This window comes from Arthrobacter sp. NicSoilB8 (assembly GCF_019977355.1).
Taxonomy (GTDB): domain Bacteria; phylum Actinomycetota; class Actinomycetes; order Actinomycetales; family Micrococcaceae; genus Arthrobacter.
In genome coordinates, this window is record NZ_AP024655.1 from 4,829,202 (window position 1) to 4,844,830 (window position 15,629).

Sequence of the window (15,629 nt, forward strand, 5' to 3'; positions counted from 1 at the left end):
AGCAGCCTCCTTTCGTTGTTGTGTTGTTCGGCAGGGGTCAGGAAGTGCGGGTCAGCTGGTGCAGGTGGTCGTACTGGACGGCGTGCCGCACCGGGGCGTTCGGGGCGCCGTAGCCGTCGTAGGCGCCGCGGCGTTCCACCATTTCGAAGAACACGCTGCCCACCGTGGCCGTGTAGAAGTGCAGGAATTCGCCGTCCGCATCACGGTCATAGAGCAGGTTGAGCTCGCGGAGGGTGGCCAGGAATTCCGGGTCCAGCGCGAACCGGGCGTCGAGGTCCTCGTAGTAGTTCGCCGGGATCTGCAGGAAGTCCAGTCCGCGGTCCCGTGCGGCCCGGGCAGTGCCCACGAGGTCGTCCACGGCGAAGGCCACGTGCTCCTGGTACGTGCGGCGGTGGCCGGACCCCGATGGATCGGTTCCGGCGGCGGCTTCCTGCTGCAGCAGCGGCGCCAGGTTCAGCACCAGGCGGACGCCGCGGTCCTCGGTGATCATCACCTGGGACCGGACCAGGCCGGTGGGGCTGGCCACCTCGGCATACGGCTGCGGTTCCAGGGCGAGGGCGCTCGTGTAGAACAGCACGGCCTCGTCAAAGTGCTGCCACGGCTGGGCGAGGTTCACGTGGTCGATCACGGCGCCGGCCGCGGCGCCGGCGCCTGGAACGGGGCCGGCGCCCGGAACGGGGTGAGCCAGTTCTTCGCCGGATTCGTGGGGCTCGCCGAATTCACCGACCCAGGCCGCCGTCCCGTCCGAGCTGCCCTGGCAGAGGAAGATCTCGGTGGAGTCCGGCGCGGCGAAACCCTGAAAGACTTCCTCGTTGGCCTGGCTCTTGCGCGGCACGGCGGGGGCCTTGAGCTGCTGGGCGCGGGCGGCGGCGATGACCGGGGAGTCGACGTCGAAGCCGAGCGCCGAAATGGCGGCGCCGGGCGCGGCTGAGCCGAAGGCGCCAGGGGCTGCGGCGCCGGCGGCGGGTTCCTCGTTGATGATCACGCGGGCGTGGCCCATGGTCCACAATTGCACGTTCTTGGTCCGATGGCGCCCGTTGAACGCAAACCCCAGCTGGCCGAGCAGGGTTTCCAGGCCCGCGGAGTCCCCGGCCCGGACCTCAGCGAAGTTGAAGCCGGCGGGCTCGGCCACGCGGGGCAGCGTGGCGAGCTCCATCGGGTACCGGCGCCGGGACGCCGCACCGGTGGCCCCGCCCGCGGTGCCTGTCACACCGCATGCGGCGGGGGCCGGGTTCGCCTCGAGCCATCGGGCGCTCTGCTCTTCGAGCCAGATCAGCGACCGCATGGCATCGACGGCCGTGCGTTCGACGTCGGACTGGCGGAAGACGTCGTTGAACACTTCCAGCGACACCGGCCCGGTGTAGCCGGCACGGACCACATGACCCATGAACTTGGCGAGGTCGAACTGCCCCTCACCCGGGAACACCCGGTAGTGCCGGCTCCAGGACAGCACGTCCATCGACAGCTTGGGTGCGTCCGCCACCTGGACGAAGAAGATCTTCTCCGGGTTGAAGGCCTCGATCGGCGCGGTGTCCCAGTCGCGGGAGAGGATGTGAAAAGAGTCCAGGCAGGTGCCCAGGTTGGGGTGGTCCACCATGCCAACCAGCCGGTGTGCGTGCTCGTAGTCGCTGACGTATTTGCCCCAGGCCAGAGCCTCGTAGGCGACCTTGACGCCGTGGTCCCCCGCGAGGTCCGCGAGCCGGGAGAGCTGGGCGGACCGGAGCTCGTCATCGTCGATCGTGGCCGTGCCGACGTTGGAGCACAGCAGCATGGTGTCCATGCCCAGCCGGGACATCAGCCGGAACTTGGCCTCCGCGCGGCGCAGGTTGGCGGCGAGCAGATCCTCGGGGACGCTGTCGAAGTCGCGGAACGGCTGGTAGAGGTCCAGGGTGAGGCCGAGGTCGGCGGCCAGTTTCCGGACGTCTTCCGGGCTCAGCGGGGACGTGACGAGGTCCTGTTCGAAGATTTCGATCCCGTTAAACCCGGCAACGGCGCACGCCTGCATTTTTTCGCGCAGGGTGCCGGCGAGGCAGACGGTGGCGATTCCGGTGCGCATCAGGCGGCCACCCCTTCCGCGGCCACGAGTTCCAGGAAGTGGGAGCGCATGCGCTCGGCGTCCGGTTCCCGTCCGGTGAAGATCCGGAAGGCGTCCGCCGCCTGTCCCACGGCCATCCGGCCGCCGTCGAGCACCTCGCAGCCCTTGGCCCGCGCGGCGCGGACGAGCTCGGTTTCGATCGGCCGGTACACGATGTCGGCCACCCAGTGCCGGGACTCCACAAGGGACATGTCCAGCGGGACGCCCGGATGGGCCGCCATGCCGACGGGGGTGCAGTGCACCAGGCCGTCGGCCAGCGGCATGAGCCGCGGCAGCTCCGCCGTCGTCCGCGGGGTGACGGTCCGGTCCGGGAAGAATCCGGCGAGTTCGGCCGCGCGGTCGGCGCAGCGCGCCGCGTCGGTGTCCACGAGGTCCAGTTCCCGGACACCCGCGGTGAGCAGGGCATAGGCGACGGCGGATCCGGCGCCGCCGGCCCCCAGCTGCACCACACGGTCCAGCGTGGCGCCCGGGAGCCCGGAGGCCAGGGCGGCCGCGAAGCCGGAGAAATCGGTGTTGTGGCCGATGAAGCGGCCGTCGCGGATGACCACGGTGTTGACGGCGCCGAGGCGCCGGGCGTCGGCGGAGACCTCGTCAAGGTAGTCGAGCACGAGCTGCTTGCAGGGGTGCGTGATGTTCAATCCGTTGAACCCGAGGCTCCGGGCACCGGAGAGCAGCTCACCTACGGCCTGGCCGGGCAGGCCGAGTTCGATGAGGTCGATGGGGCGGTAGAGGTACCGGAGACCCTGAACGTCGCCTTCGCGTTCATGCATGTAGGGCGTCAGGGAGGGCATGACGCCGTCTCCCACGAGGCCCACGAGGAAGGACTCTGCTCGATTGCTCATCCGGTTAGCTCCTTTGACAACGGCACTCGGCGGGCGGTGACGCTTGCGGCGTCTGCGGCTGGCCGGGTGATAGGGATTACACTACAGACTTTGTTCATATGTTGCACTGTTGTTCGTATCACGAACAGATTATTACCGAGGGGCCTGCCAGCTGACAGGGGGTCAGCGCTGGGGCAGCCTGGCGGAAAGCTCCGCCGCGGCCGACTGTAGAAGGGGCACGAGGGCCACGAGAGCTTCCATGCTCAGGCGGAACACCGGCACTGCCGTGGCCAGGGAAGCGAAGGCGTGGCCCTGGGCATTGAAAACGGGAACGGCGACGGCGCGCATGCCGAGCTCGTTCTCCTCGTCCATGGTGGCGTAGCCGCGGCGGCGGACCAGTTCAATCTCGGCCCGGAACGCCTCGCGGTCGGTAATGGAATGCTCCGTCAGCGGCTCGAGGGGCAGTTCGTCGATGAGCTGGGCCCGGGTGGCGTCGTCGGCGAACGCGACCAGCGCCTTGCCCACCGACGTCGTGTGCAGCGCCCCGAGATGGCCGGGGTCGCTCGTGACCCGGAAGGTCTGCGGGCCGTCCACCTTATTCACCGTCAGGTGGTGGATGCCGTCCCGCACCGAGAGGATGGTGGCCTCACCCGTTTCCTCGGTCACGCGGCGCAGGATGGGCAACGCCGTGCCGGCAAAGCCGTGGTGATTGGAGACGCGCTGGCCGAGCTGAAAAACGCGCAGGCCCAGGTGGTAGCGGCGGCCGTCCGGCTCGTAGTCCACGAAGCCGTCCCGGGTCAGCGAACCGAGCAGGCGGTAGGTGGTGCTGAACGGCAGCTCGGCCCGGCGGGAGATCTCCGCGGCACTGGCGCCGCGCGGCTCGTCGCCCAGAAGGACCAGCAGGCCCAGGGCCTTGCCCACCATATCCGTCCGCGAGTCCTCCTTAGCGGCCTTGCCCGGCTTGGCCGGCATTGAGGCGGCTTCCGCCGGGTACTCGGACGTGGCGGATTCATTTGTGGCTTGATTCACACTCATGCATCGATGTTCTCACATAGTGAGAGCTATTTCTAGATGGTGATTATTTTTCTTGACAAGTGACTACGCTCACAGCCATGATTGCTACATCGCACAAGTAGCTTCCACCATGTGGCTACTAGTCCGGGTCTTTGCACGGACTTCCGGTTGCACCACACTTAAACAAGCGGCAGCCGAGACCTTCCTGATCCATCCGCGACAACGTCGTCACACAAAAGGAACACCATGAGCCACACTGTCCCGTCCACGACGCCGGGTATCACCACAGGAGGGACGCCGAAGAAGGCGGCCCTTGCCAGCTTCCTGGGCAGCGCCGTCGAATACTACGACTTCTTCATCTTCGGCTCCGCCGCTGCGCTGATCTTCCCGCACGTCTTCTTCCCGGACGCCGACACCAACGCGGCGATCATGTCGTTCGCCACCTTCGGCTTCGCCTACGTGGCCCGTCCGGTCGGCGCCGTCGTGCTTGGCCACTTCGGTGACCGGGTGGGCCGCCGGAAGGTCCTCATGTTCACGCTGCTGCTGATGGGTGCCTCCACCTTCGTCATCGGCTGCCTTCCGGACTTCAAGACGGTCGGCTGGTGGGCTCCCGCGCTGCTGGTGCTGGCCCGGCTCTGCCAGGGCCTGTCCGCAGCCGGCGAGCAGGCGGGCGCGTCCTCCATGACACTTGAGCACGCTCCCGACAACCGCCGGTCCTTCTTCACCTCGTGGACCCTCACCGGCACCCAGGGCGGCCAGATCCTCGCCGCCCTTGTCTTCATCCCCGTCCTGGCCCTGCCCGATGAGATCAAGTACACCATCGGCTGGCGCATCCCGTTCTGGCTCAGCGCCGTGGTGGTGCTGATCGCGTTCTTCATCCGCCGCACCCTGCACGAACCGCCGGCATTCGAGGAAGCCAAGAAGACCGCCCAGATCTCCAAGCTCCCGGTTGCCGACCTCCTCAAGGACCACTGGCGCGACGTCCTCCGCGTCATCGCCTGCGCCTTCATCGCGGCCGTGTCCACCGTCTTCGGGACGCTGGCCATCAGCTACGCCAAGAACGTCGCCGGCGTGGACGGCACCACCACCCTCTGGCTCGTCGTCGGCGCCAACTTCCTGGCCCTGGGCACCCAGCCGCTCTTCGGCATGCTCGCGGACAAGATCGGCCGCAAACCGGTCTTCATCTATGGCGCACTCTCCAGCGCGGTCCTGACCCCCGTCTTCCTGCTGAGCCTTGAATCCGGCAGCGTCCCGCTGATGTTCCTGGCAGCCATCGCCTTCTTCTCCTTCGGCTACGCCGCAGCCAACGCGGTCTGGCCCTCCTTCTATGCCGAGATGTTCAGCACCAACGTCCGCTTCTCCGGCCTCGCAATCGGCACCCAGCTCGGCTTCCTGATGGCCGGGTTCGCCCCGGCGATCGTGGCGGCCATGGGCGGCATCCAGTCCGGCGGCTGGGTCCAGATCAGCATCTTCACCGCCGTCATCTGCCTGATCGCCACCATCTCGGCCCTGACGGCCAAGGAAACCTTCAAGGTCCCCACCAAGGAGCTCGGCCAGCGCTAGGATCCGGTCCCGGCAGCGCGCCGCCGGCAGTTTCCGCACCGTACGACGGCGGCCCGTCCCTTCCGGGGGCGGGCCGCCGTCGTTAACTCGTCAGGGCGTTGCGGGGTTGCCGTTGTTCGGGGGCTAGGGCGTGGCGCCCAACACCGCGGCGAGATCGAATTTCACCGGTTCCTCCAGCTGCTCGTAGGTGCAGGAGCGCGGATCCCGGTCGGGACGCCAGCGCACAAACTGGGTGGTGTGGCGGAACCGCGCGCCCTCCATATGGTCGTATTTCACTTCCACCACGCGCTCGGGCCGGAGCGGCGTGAAGGACAGGTCCTTGCCGCCGCTCCACCGGCTTCCCTCGGCGTTCCGCGGTGTCCGCGCCCCTTCCTCCTGCCGGGCCCAGGCCCAGGGGTGGTCCTCGAAACCGGTGACCAGTTCCTGCAGCTCCGCAAACAGCTCAGCGCGCCGTGCCATCGGAAAGGCGCCCACCACGCCGACATTCGCGAGCACCCCGGCGTCGTCATAGAGCCCCAGCAGCAGCGAGCCGACCCGGTCCGGACCGGAGGTGTGCACACGGTACCCGGCGAGCACGCAGTCCGCGGTGCGTTCGTGCTTGACCTTGACCATCACCCGCTTGTCCGGCTGATAGGTGCCCTCCAGCGTCTTGGCCACGATGCCGTCCAGCCCGGCCCCTTCGAACTGCCGGAACCAGCGCTGCGCCGTGTCCCGATCCGCGGTCGCGGCCGTCAGATGGACCGGCGCCACGCTTGCCGACAGCGCGCGCTCGAGCTCCCGCCGGCGCTCGGCGAACGGCCTGCCGGTGAGGTCCTCGCCGCCGAGGGCCAGCAGGTCGAAGGCCACGAATCGTGCCGGGGTCTGCTCCGCGAGCAGCTTCACCCGGCTGGCGGCCGGATGGATCCGCTGCTGGAGCGCCTCGAAGTCGAGCCGGTCCCCCGAGGCCGCCACCAGGATGATCTCGCCGTCCACCACGCAGCGTTCCGGCAGCTGCTCCTTCAGCGCCACGACGAGTTCGGGGAAATACCGGGTCATGGGCTTGCCATTCCGGCTGCCGATCTCAACTTCGTCGCCGTCGCGGAAGATGATGGAGCGGAATCCGTCCCACTTCGGCTCAAAGAGCCAGGCCGTTCCGGCATCCGTCGCCGGCAGCGCCGGAAGGGCTTTGGCCAGCATGGGCGCGATGGGAGGCATCAGCGGCAGTCGCATAGCGCCCATTCTTGCGCCGCGGACCCGGCACCGCCAGCCCCCCAGCCCCCCAGCCCCGTTAAGAGGTTTCCTCGACACACCCGCGCCCCACGGTGGACCTTAACGATGGCTACCATCGGTTCCACGCATCGCGCGACCCCGGCTCGTTGTGGAACACCATCGCGACGCTGATCCAGCGCTATCGGGAATGCCCCTAGCTCGGCTAGGGCAGCTTCGAACTCCCGCTGGACCGCTACGGGTACCGGTGGTTCCGGGTCCAGCGTCCGGGCGAACGCCGCATGCCCTGAGGCGGGTAACCGCGGCGCCGTCAAAAACTAACCGGCCCCTTACCGTGCCGAAACGCGGACGCAACATTGGCGCAGGACACTGGAAGTGCCGGCAAGAGCAGGCACCAAACTCCAGTCCAGGAGGCCCCGCCATGTTGAAGGAAGCGAAAGCCCATGTAACCCGTATCCGCGCCCTCGACCAGCTGCACCGAGGCGACGAGATCGAGGCCCGCCTGCGCGTCGGCCCGAATTACGACGACGTCGTGATCCGCCGCGGCAGTGTCCAGGAAACGGCCCCGGGAATCGGCGTCGTCTGGATCATGGACCGCCCCACCGGCATGCGCAAAGCCATCAACGCAGACGAATGCACCGTCTGGCGGGTCGCCTGAGGCCTCAGCCTCCCGCCACGGACTGGATGATGAGGACCTCCTGGCCAGGCGCCACCGTCGTCACCAGGCCCTGAAGCCGCCGGATTTCATTCCCGTTGACGTATATATTCACGTAACGGCGAACAGTTCCGGTCTCGTCCCGCAGCCGGCGTGACAGCGCCGGGTAATCTCCGGTCACCGTATCCAGCAACCACTCCACCGTCACCGCTGATTCCGCGGGCGTAGTCAGGATGGACTGCCCGCCGGCGAGCGGCTGGAGGACGCTCGGCAGGACTACGCTGATCGCCGACTCCGCGGGGACAGGCATGCCGTTGTTCATGAGCTCGTTGATGCCCTTACCCATTTCGTCACGGCTGTGCCGGGACCAGGGCCGCGGACACCGCGGCTGCCCGCACGCACAGCACGTCCGGCAGGTGCGAGGCCACTTCGCTGAAGTGTTCCCCCTCGTCGGCGCTGGCGTAGACACTGCCGCCCCGGGTCCCAAAGTAGACGCCGGCGGGCTCCGCCTCGTCCACGCAGGCGGCATCGCGCAGCACCGCGTTGTATTCGGGGTCCGGGAGTCCGGCGTCGAGCCGCTTCCAGCTTGAGCCGGCGTCGTCCGTCCGGTGCACGGCCAGCTTTCCGTCCGGCGGAATCCGCTCGCCGTCGGCCTTTAGCGGGATCACCCAGGCGGTACCGGCCCGGCGGGGATGCGTCAGCATGACAAAGCCGAAGTCCGCCGGCAGCCCATCGGCGATCGACTCCCATGATTCGGCGTCGTCGTCGCTGCGGTACACGCCGTGGTGGTTTTGCGCGTACAGCCGGCCGTCGACGGCGGCGTCGGCCGCAATCTTGTGGACGCACTGGCCGAATTCCGGGTTGGGATCCGGCATGAAGTATGCGGAGATCCCCCTGTTGCGCGGCTCCCAGGAGGCACCGCCGTCAAGCGAGCGGTAGACCCCTCCGGTGCTCATGGCCACGTGGACTTTCTCACCCGTCGGATCAACCACGATCGAGTGCGCCGCGGCGCCGCCATAGCCTGCACCCCATTCGCTGCGGTGCGGATGGTCCCAGAGACCGCGGTTGAGCTCAAAGTGCTCGCCGCCGTCGGTCGACTTCCAGACGGAGATCGGCTCGCAGCCTGCCCACACAACGCCCGGGCGGGAGTCGGCGTCGGGGTGGATCTGCCAGATCCGTTCCAGGGCGGCATCGGTGCCGTCCGGGAACGTGATGGCGCCGTTTTCGGGTTCGTTCCAGGTCCCGCCCAGGTCATCCGAGTGGAAAACGGTAGGGCCCCAATGCTCGGAGCGGACCCCGACAAGGATCCGGGTGCGTCCGTCGCGGGTATCGATGCCGATGCTGGGCACTTCGCTCATCAGGAAATGCGGGCCGGAAAGGGACCAGTCTTTGCGGTCCGGGCTCGTCGCCAGCCAGAGACCTTTCTTGGTGCCGATCGCCAGGACATAACTCTCTGCAGTAGCCATGCCCCCCATGCAACCATCCACACCGGACGGCCGCAATGGTTTTCTTCCCGCGCCGGCAGCGTCCCGCTTGGCCGGACGGCGCCGGCGCCGTCAGTCGACGAACTCCGACTGCGTCTCGATGAAGTCCCAGTCCGCGACCGTCAAGACGGTTCCGGCCGGGGACAGTTCACCAGGACGCGGGCCGCCCGCGGCGGCAATCCCCCGCTGCACAGCCTCCGGCAGTTCGGCGGTCCGGAGGTTTTCCCGGAGCCATTCCTTACTCGCCAAATCCAGATCCAGCCACCACATGTAGATCTCCACGACGGCATCCTCCTCCTGTGTTCTTCAACCGTAGGCCCCGCCCGCGGGGTGTACAAGGGAAGCGGCGGCAAACAGCACCCGCAACCTCAGAAGCCGTGTGACCGGGGAGTAAGTCCCTGTTCAAGGCCGAACCCAGGCGCAAGAATGAAGCATGCCCGCCGAGCCCGTCAACGGCCCGCCGCCTCTCGTGGTGGGCGTGCTTCCAGGACAGCATCCCGAGGTGCTGCAGACCGCGGCAACGCTCGCGAAGCGCCTCGCCGTGCCCCTGATCTGCGCCTACGTGGACGAAGCAAGCTACCTCGTGGAGTGGGACCCGGCCCGGTCAGCGCACCGGCTCTCGCTGCACCCCGACGCGGACGACACCCGGATCCGGGCAACAACCCAGGAGCTGCACTCCGTCATCGAAGCATGCTGCGCAGGCCTCGGAATCGACTGGACCCTGCGGACCTTGGCGGGCGACCCGGCCCGGGCGATCGGCAGGCTCGCCACCGACGCCCAGGCGCTCATGATCGTGGTGGGGACCCCCGAACGCGGCATCGGCCACCGCATTTCCGCGGCGCTCAACGGCTCCGTGGCGGCGTGGCTGAGCCACCATCAGGAGCGTCCGATCCTGATCGTTCCGGCCGAAAGAAAATAAAGCGAAAGTTGTTATTCGGGGCGCTGGCGCTATCCCTCTACCGCCAAGTAAGCTCGATGTGTAGGCCAGAGGAAAGCCGCCTACCCCATAGCTGCTCCGGAGTGCGTATCCCCCAATAACGCACTCCGGAGCTCTTTAATTTCCGGACGGTTCCGCCCCTGGAGCTTCCAGACCCTTGAAACATACCCCTAGGGGGTATATGTTTGAGGCATGAGCGAGTCCGAAGTTTCCGTCCCTTCCCCCCTGGAACCGGCCCGCCTGGACCCGCCGCCGCACGAGCAGCACGGCTACAGCTCCAACAAGGACGCCTACCTGCGCCGGCTCAAGCGGATCGAAGGCCAGGTGCGCGGTATCGCCCGCATGGTGGACGAGGACAAGTACTGCATCGACATCCTCACCCAGGTCGCCGCCGTCACCAAGGCCCTGCATGCCGTCAGCCTGGGGCTCGTGGAGGAGCACATCGGCCACTGCGTCGTCGGCGCCGCCTCCGAACCGGATCCGGAACTACGGGCCGAAACCATCGATTTCAAGGTCAAAGAGGCCACCGATGCCATCGGGCGCCTCCTGCGCTAGGACCTGCACCCCCATCACACCACCGGGCCGGGGAACCACCCCTGCCCCGCGACAAAGGAGCACGCCATGGGCACCGTTTCCACCACCGTCAACGTTTCCGGCATGACCTGCGGCCACTGCGTGTCCTCCGTCAGTGAAGAACTTGAGGCGCTCTCAGGCGTCGAAAAGGTCGACGTCGACCTCCACGCCGGCGGCATCTCCACCGTCACGATCACTTCCGCCGGCACATTGTCCTTCTCCGAGATCGGCGAGGCAGTCGCCGAAGCCGGCTACCTGATGGTCGCCAGCGAAGCCTGAGCGCCGCTCGCGCCGGCGGACGGCGCAAAACAGACCAGGCAGCGGAAAAGTGCGAGAACAGGAAGGGACCGTGGTGAACGAGCAGTTGCTGGACCAGGCCGGAAGCCGTGTTATCGACCTCGATATCGAGGGCATGACCTGCGCCTCCTGCGTCAGCCGGGTCGAACGCAAGCTCGGAAAGCTCGACGGCGTGGAGGCCACCGTCAACCTCCCGCTCGAGTCCGCCCATGTCAGGGTCCCCGCGGCCATCACGGACGATCAAATCACGGCCACTGTCGCCGCCGCCGGATACAAGGCCACCATCCGGTCCCCCCGGCACCCGGCTAATGTGGCTGACCCCCTCGAAATCCCGGCCGCACAGCCTTCGGTCAACGGACGGGTGACCGGTGACGGCATCGAGGGTGCCACGCCCCCGGGTGAGCAGCCTGTATCGAAAACCGCAGCCGTGCTCCGCCCGCGGCTCATCGTGGCCGCCGTCCTCACCGTCCCGGTGTTCGCGATCTCCATGATCCCAGTGTTCCAGTTCCCGAACTGGGGCTGGGTGGCCGGGGCACTGGCGCTGCCGGTGGTCGCGTGGGCGGCGTGGCCGTTTCACCGGGCGGCGGCCATCAACGCGCGGCACATGGCCTCGACAATGGACACCCTGGTTTCCATTGGCGTGATCGCAGCCTTCGCGTTCTCCGCGGGGCAGCTTCTGGCAGACCCGCGCCTGACCGAGCACCCGGCGATGGAAGGCATGGGCTCCGGCGGCCTCTATTTCGAGGTCGCGTCCGTAGTGACCACGTTCCTGCTGCTGGGGCGCTATCTGGAGGCCGGCGCCAAGCGCAGGGCAGGCGATGCCCTCAAGGCCCTGCTCAGCCTTGGCGCCAAGGACGCCACAGTGCTGCGCAACGGCCGTGAGGAACAGATCCCCGCCGGGCAATTGACGGTGGGAGAGGTGATGGTTGTCCGTCCGGGCGAAAAGATCGCCACGGACGGCGTGGTCCTGGACGGCTCCTCGGCCGTGGACGCCTCGCTGGTGACCGGAGAATCCGTGCCGGTGGAGGTTGGTCCGGACAGCCTGGTCACCGGCGCCACGATCAACACCTCGGGCCGCCTCCTGGTCCGCGCCACCCGCGTCGGTTCCGAAACCACCCTGGCCCAGATGGGACGTCTTGTCTCCGCGGCGCAGACCGGAAAGGCCCCCATCGCCCGGCTCGCTGACCGGATCAGCGCCGTCTTCGTCCCCGTCGTCCTCGCCGTCGCGGCCCTGACCTTCGGCGCCTGGCTGCTGGCCGCCGGCCCGGCCGCCGGCCCCGACGAGGTCCGCGCCGCCTTCACCGCCGCCGTCGCCGTGCTCGTCATTGCCTGCCCCTGCGCCCTGGGGCTGGCCACGCCCGTGGGGCTGCTGACGGGAACCGGCCGGGGCGCCCAGCTCGGCATACTCATCAAGGGGCCGCAGGTCCTCGAGGATACCCGGACTGTGGACACGATCCTGCTGGACAAGACCGGGACGGTCACCACCGGCCGCCTTGCCGTGGACGGCGTCCAAAGCTTCGGACCGCACAGCGAAGCCGAGGTGCTGCGCCTCGCAGGGGCCGTGGAGGACGCCTCCGAGCACCCGATCGCCCGGGCCATCGCAGCTTCGGCACTCTCGGCTGAGCGCCGGAACAACGGCTCCGGCTCCCTTCCCGCCGTCGCCGGCTTCCGCTCTGCGCCGGGTGGCGGAGTCCAGGGAACCGTCGAGGGCCGGCGTGTGACGGCCGGCCGTTCGGGCTGGCTGCAGACGAACGGCATCGCTCCCGAGGCCGCGCAGCTGCAGGCCCTTGCTGCCGCAGAAGGCTCCGGGGCCACCGCGATCTGGCTCGCCGTGGACGGGGAGCCCGCCGGCATCATTAGCCTGAGGGATACGCTCAAGCCAGGCTCCGCGGCCGCGATCTCGCGGCTCCGCGGCCTCGGTCTCCGGCCGATCCTCCTGACCGGGGACAACGCCGCCGTCGCCGCCCAGGTGGCAGCCGCCGTCGGCATCGCTGCGGAGGATGTGTTCGCCGGTGTGCTGCCCGAGGGCAAGGTCGAGGCGGTGCGGAAGCTGCAGTCCGCCGGAGCCACGGTGGCCATGGCCGGCGACGGCGTCAATGACGCCGCTGCGCTGGCCCAGGCGGACCTCGGCATCGCCATGGGCTCCGGCACGGACGTTGCCATCGAGGCCGCCGACCTGACAGTCATGGGCAACGATCTCGGGCAGGTGGCGCAGGCGATCGAGCTGTCCCGCAGGACGCTGGCCACCATCAAGACCAACCTTTTCTGGGCCTTCTTCTACAACGCCGTGGGCATTCCGGTGGCGGCCCTGGGCCTGCTCAACCCGATGATCGCCGGCGCCGCGATGGCCGCAAGCTCCGTGCTGGTCGTGGCCAACTCGCTGCGGCTGCGCAGTTTCGGCAGGTAGGCCGCCCTTCCCCGGGCCGCCCAGCCTCAGGCGTCCGCTTCAAGCCGCGCCGTAGCGGACGGCAGCCTTGGCTTTGGCCTTGGCCGCTTCCTCCGCGCGGTCTTTTGCGGGGGCATGGGTCACCAGGGAGTCGAGCAGGTGCTGCGTGGCGTGCGCAATCTCATGGACAGCCCGGTTGAAGGCCTCTTCGTTGGCCTTGGACGGCTTGGTGCTGCCACTGATCTTGCGCACGTACTGCAGCGCCGCGGCCTCCACCTCGGCGGTGGTTGCGTGGGGTTCAAAATTGTGGAGGGTCCGGATATTTCGGCACATGCCTCCATGCTAGGTGCCTTCGGGCCCGGGAACGAGGGCCCCGGGCGGACTGCCTACGGCACGGGCTCGAAGTCGTTCGCGTGGTCCAGCACTGCCGGCATGGCCGCGCCGGTGCCCGACGAGGACCGGAGCTCGTCCACCCGGACCAGGACCACGCCGCCGACAATCAGGAGCCCGCCGAGCAGCTGGATGGTCCCGGGAAGTTCCCCGAGCAGGAGCCAGGCCCAGATGACGGCGAAGAGCACTTCGGTCAGCGAGACGAAGGACGCCACCTTGGATCCGAGCGCCCGCGCGGCGACAATTCCGGACACGTACGCCAGGACCGTGGCCAGCACCACCAGGCCGCCGAGCGAGACCCACCAGGGGGTGACCCAGGGCCCCAGCCGGGTGTCGGCCGTGCTGAAGGCCATCGGCACCAGCCCGGTGGCGGCAGCGAGCCACATCACCGCGGCACCGACCATCAGTCCGCTGGAGGCCAGCACGATAGGCGGGAGGGTGTCGTTTTCCCTGGCAGTGATGAAGAAGTAGATCGCGAGGCAGACGGCGGCCGCAATCCCCCACAGCACGCCGATCAGATCAATCTTCACCGCGCCCGTGAGGTCCAGGACCAGGATGAGGCCGCCCAGCGACAGGAGCGTGCCGGCGATGGTCAGCGGGCGGGGACGCTTCCGGCTCGCGACCCACAACCAGAGCACGATGATGACGGGTGCAAGATACTCCAGCAGGAGGGCAACCCCTACGGACAGCCGGGACACGGCGTTGAAGTAGAACAGCTGGCACGCGGCGACCCCGATGAGGCCGAAAAGCAGGATGGTCAGCCAGTTGTCCTTGAGCTGGTGCCAGCGGCCGCGCAGCGCGGGGATGGCGGGAACCGCCAGGATCAGGGCGGCGCCGGTGAGCCGTGCCGTGACGGCCGCGCCGGGTGTCCATCCCGTTTCCAAGAGCGCCTTGGCGAAGGATCCGGAGAGCCCGAACACCGCTGACGAAAACAGGGCGATGCCCAGGCCCGAGGCCATGAAGCCGGACGCGGCACGCGCTGGCTTGGTGCCCGGCCGCTTAGCACCCGTAGCCCTGGTGCCCGGCACAGCGCCACCGGGTTCCGAGGCGGACCGCTTGGCGGCAAGATCTCGAACCGGGACGGCGGCGGTGCGGCGGGGGGCAGACACGGGCATTCTCCTGTCAGGAGTAAAGTAGGGTTATGGTCATGACATTACGCCCCGGCGCGGTAAGGAGTCAAGATGGTTTTTGCCCCTGACACGGAAGTTGCCCTGCGCTCCGTGGTTAACCTCATCAACACCGCGGCCAACGGCGAGGAACATTTGGCCACCGCAAAGGATCTGGATGCCTTCCTTGAGGCTGAGGGCTTCACCGGGTCCCGGACCCGGGACGAGGCGGAACTGGCCAGCGTGCGGCGGCTGCGCGGCGAGCTTGCCGAGCTCTGGCTCGCGGACGAGACGACTGCCGCGGAGACGGTCAACCGGCTGCTCCGGGAGGCCCATGCGCTCCCCCAACTGGTCAAGCACGATCCCTGGGACTGGCATCTGCATGCCACCACTCCGGAGGCCCCGCTGGCAGACCGGATGAGCACGGAGGCGGCCATGGCAATCGTTGACGTCATCCGCAGCAAGGAAATGGACCGCCTGCTGGTGTGCGCCGCGGACGACTGCGACGCCGTCGTACTCGATCTGAGCCGCAACCGCTCGAAGCGGTACTGCGACACCGGGAACTGCGCCAACCGCGCGCACGTGGCCGCATACCGGGCGAGGAAGGCAGTGTCCTGACGGCCGGGCCTGCGGCGTCAGGCCTGCGGCCCGTAGGGCTGCGGGTTTTGGGGCTGCAGTGGTCGGGCGCGCAGTGGTCGGGCGCGCAGGGGTTAGGCCTGAGGCCCGTCGCCGCGGGGATCGGCGGGGCCGGAGGCCCCGGGTCCGGACGGCGCGGACGGGCCGCCGTGGCCGGAGGGCCGCCGGGAGCTGAGGTTAACGCCGGAGCCCTTCCCCAGATCCTCGGCGTTTTCCTTGTGGCTCATCGAGAGCATGGCGGCCACCACAAGGATCACAATGAACGCAATCCCGGCGCCGGTGAAGGCCAGATCGAAGCGGGGCGAGCGGGCGCTGCCGCCCGAGGCGAAGATCAGGACGCCAAAGAAAACCACCACGGCCCAGAACGCGGAGAACATGAGCGGCCCCTTGACCGAGGTCCGCAGACTGCGGGGCGCTCCGGGTTTCTGCTGTGCCAAGGTGATTTCCTCCTGCAGCCTGCGCGGGG

The 15,629-nt window shown here is 68.2% G+C and carries 17 protein-coding genes; 7 read left to right on the forward strand and 10 right to left on the reverse strand.

What is annotated here, in order from left to right:
* Window positions 1-37: 37 nt before the first annotated feature.
* The 3 genes from LDO15_RS21820 to LDO15_RS21830 form a co-directional block, all read right to left on the reverse strand.
* Window positions 38-2,056: a sugar phosphate isomerase/epimerase and 4-hydroxyphenylpyruvate domain-containing protein gene (locus LDO15_RS21820; RefSeq protein WP_223982395.1), complete on the reverse strand. Its 2,019-nt coding sequence runs from the start codon at window positions 2,054-2,056 to the stop codon at window positions 38-40.
* Entirely contained in the window at window positions 2,056-2,937 is an 882-nt protein-coding gene (locus tag LDO15_RS21825) for a shikimate dehydrogenase (RefSeq protein WP_223982397.1), read from the reverse strand. The genes LDO15_RS21820 and LDO15_RS21825 overlap by 1 nt, the downstream gene beginning before the upstream one ends.
* Before the next feature lie 162 nt (window positions 2,938-3,099).
* Window positions 3,100-3,951, reverse strand: a complete 852-nt coding sequence (locus LDO15_RS21830; RefSeq protein WP_223982399.1) for an IclR family transcriptional regulator — start codon at window positions 3,949-3,951, stop codon at window positions 3,100-3,102.
* Between the two features lie 225 nt (window positions 3,952-4,176).
* Here LDO15_RS21830 and LDO15_RS21835 point away from each other — a divergent pair, with 225 nt between their 5' ends.
* Window positions 4,177-5,493 (forward strand): MFS transporter, encoded by a 1,317-nt coding sequence (locus LDO15_RS21835; RefSeq protein ID WP_223982401.1) that lies wholly within the window; start codon window positions 4,177-4,179, stop codon window positions 5,491-5,493.
* A 123-nt stretch (window positions 5,494-5,616) separates the two neighbouring features.
* On the opposite strand, the gene LDO15_RS21840 is transcribed toward LDO15_RS21835, so the two are convergent.
* Window positions 5,617-6,702, reverse strand: a complete 1,086-nt coding sequence (locus tag LDO15_RS21840) for an ATP-dependent DNA ligase (RefSeq protein WP_223982403.1) — start codon at window positions 6,700-6,702, stop codon at window positions 5,617-5,619.
* Window positions 6,703-7,120: 418 nt separating this feature from the next.
* On the opposite strand from LDO15_RS21840, the gene LDO15_RS21845 reads away from it, so the two are divergent.
* Entirely contained in the window at window positions 7,121-7,357 is a 237-nt protein-coding gene (locus tag LDO15_RS21845) for a hypothetical protein (protein ID WP_223982405.1), read from the forward strand.
* Between the two features lie 4 nt (window positions 7,358-7,361).
* On the opposite strand, the gene LDO15_RS21850 is transcribed toward LDO15_RS21845, so the two are convergent.
* From LDO15_RS21850 to LDO15_RS21860, 3 genes are all read right to left on the reverse strand, one after another.
* Window positions 7,362-7,664 (reverse strand): MoaD/ThiS family protein, encoded by a 303-nt coding sequence (locus LDO15_RS21850; RefSeq protein WP_223987629.1) that lies wholly within the window; start codon window positions 7,662-7,664, stop codon window positions 7,362-7,364.
* A 40-nt stretch (window positions 7,665-7,704) separates the two neighbouring features.
* On the reverse strand, window positions 7,705-8,829 hold the full coding sequence (locus LDO15_RS21855) for a glycoside hydrolase (protein ID WP_223982407.1): 1,125 nt from the start codon (window positions 8,827-8,829) through the stop codon (window positions 7,705-7,707).
* Between the two features lie 81 nt (window positions 8,830-8,910).
* Entirely contained in the window at window positions 8,911-9,120 is a 210-nt protein-coding gene (locus LDO15_RS21860; protein ID WP_223982409.1) for a hypothetical protein, read from the reverse strand.
* A 151-nt stretch (window positions 9,121-9,271) separates the two neighbouring features.
* Between LDO15_RS21860 and LDO15_RS21865 the strand changes: the two genes are divergently transcribed.
* The 4 genes from LDO15_RS21865 (at window position 9,272) to LDO15_RS21880 (ending at window position 13,052) form a co-directional block, all read left to right on the forward strand.
* On the forward strand, window positions 9,272-9,757 hold the full coding sequence (locus tag LDO15_RS21865) for a universal stress protein (RefSeq protein ID WP_223982411.1): 486 nt from the start codon (window positions 9,272-9,274) through the stop codon (window positions 9,755-9,757).
* 210 nt (window positions 9,758-9,967) lie between these two features.
* Complete coding sequence (locus LDO15_RS21870; protein ID WP_223982413.1) at window positions 9,968-10,330, forward strand: metal-sensitive transcriptional regulator; 363 nt, start codon at window positions 9,968-9,970, stop codon at window positions 10,328-10,330.
* 66 nt (window positions 10,331-10,396) lie between these two features.
* Window positions 10,397-10,627, forward strand: coding sequence for a cation transporter (locus tag LDO15_RS21875; RefSeq protein ID WP_223982415.1), 231 nt, complete (start codon window positions 10,397-10,399; stop codon window positions 10,625-10,627).
* 70 nt (window positions 10,628-10,697) lie between these two features.
* The gene (locus LDO15_RS21880; protein WP_223982416.1) at window positions 10,698-13,052 is read left to right on the forward strand and encodes a heavy metal translocating P-type ATPase; all 2,355 of its coding nucleotides are present in this window, start codon (window positions 10,698-10,700) and stop codon (window positions 13,050-13,052) included.
* Window positions 13,053-13,091: 39 nt separating this feature from the next.
* On the opposite strand, the gene LDO15_RS21885 is transcribed toward LDO15_RS21880, so the two are convergent.
* Window positions 13,092-13,364, reverse strand: a complete 273-nt coding sequence (locus LDO15_RS21885) for a DUF2277 domain-containing protein (protein ID WP_223982417.1) — start codon at window positions 13,362-13,364, stop codon at window positions 13,092-13,094.
* 53 nt (window positions 13,365-13,417) lie between these two features.
* Complete coding sequence (locus LDO15_RS21890; protein WP_223987631.1) at window positions 13,418-14,380, reverse strand: EamA family transporter; 963 nt, start codon at window positions 14,378-14,380, stop codon at window positions 13,418-13,420.
* Between the two features lie 222 nt (window positions 14,381-14,602).
* On the opposite strand from LDO15_RS21890, the gene LDO15_RS21895 reads away from it, so the two are divergent.
* Window positions 14,603-15,145 (forward strand): CGNR zinc finger domain-containing protein, encoded by a 543-nt coding sequence (locus LDO15_RS21895; protein ID WP_223982419.1) that lies wholly within the window; start codon window positions 14,603-14,605, stop codon window positions 15,143-15,145.
* A 92-nt stretch (window positions 15,146-15,237) separates the two neighbouring features.
* On the opposite strand, the gene LDO15_RS21900 is transcribed toward LDO15_RS21895, so the two are convergent.
* Window positions 15,238-15,600, reverse strand: a complete 363-nt coding sequence (locus LDO15_RS21900; RefSeq protein WP_223982421.1) for a hypothetical protein — start codon at window positions 15,598-15,600, stop codon at window positions 15,238-15,240.
* Window positions 15,601-15,629: the final 29 nt, after the last annotated feature.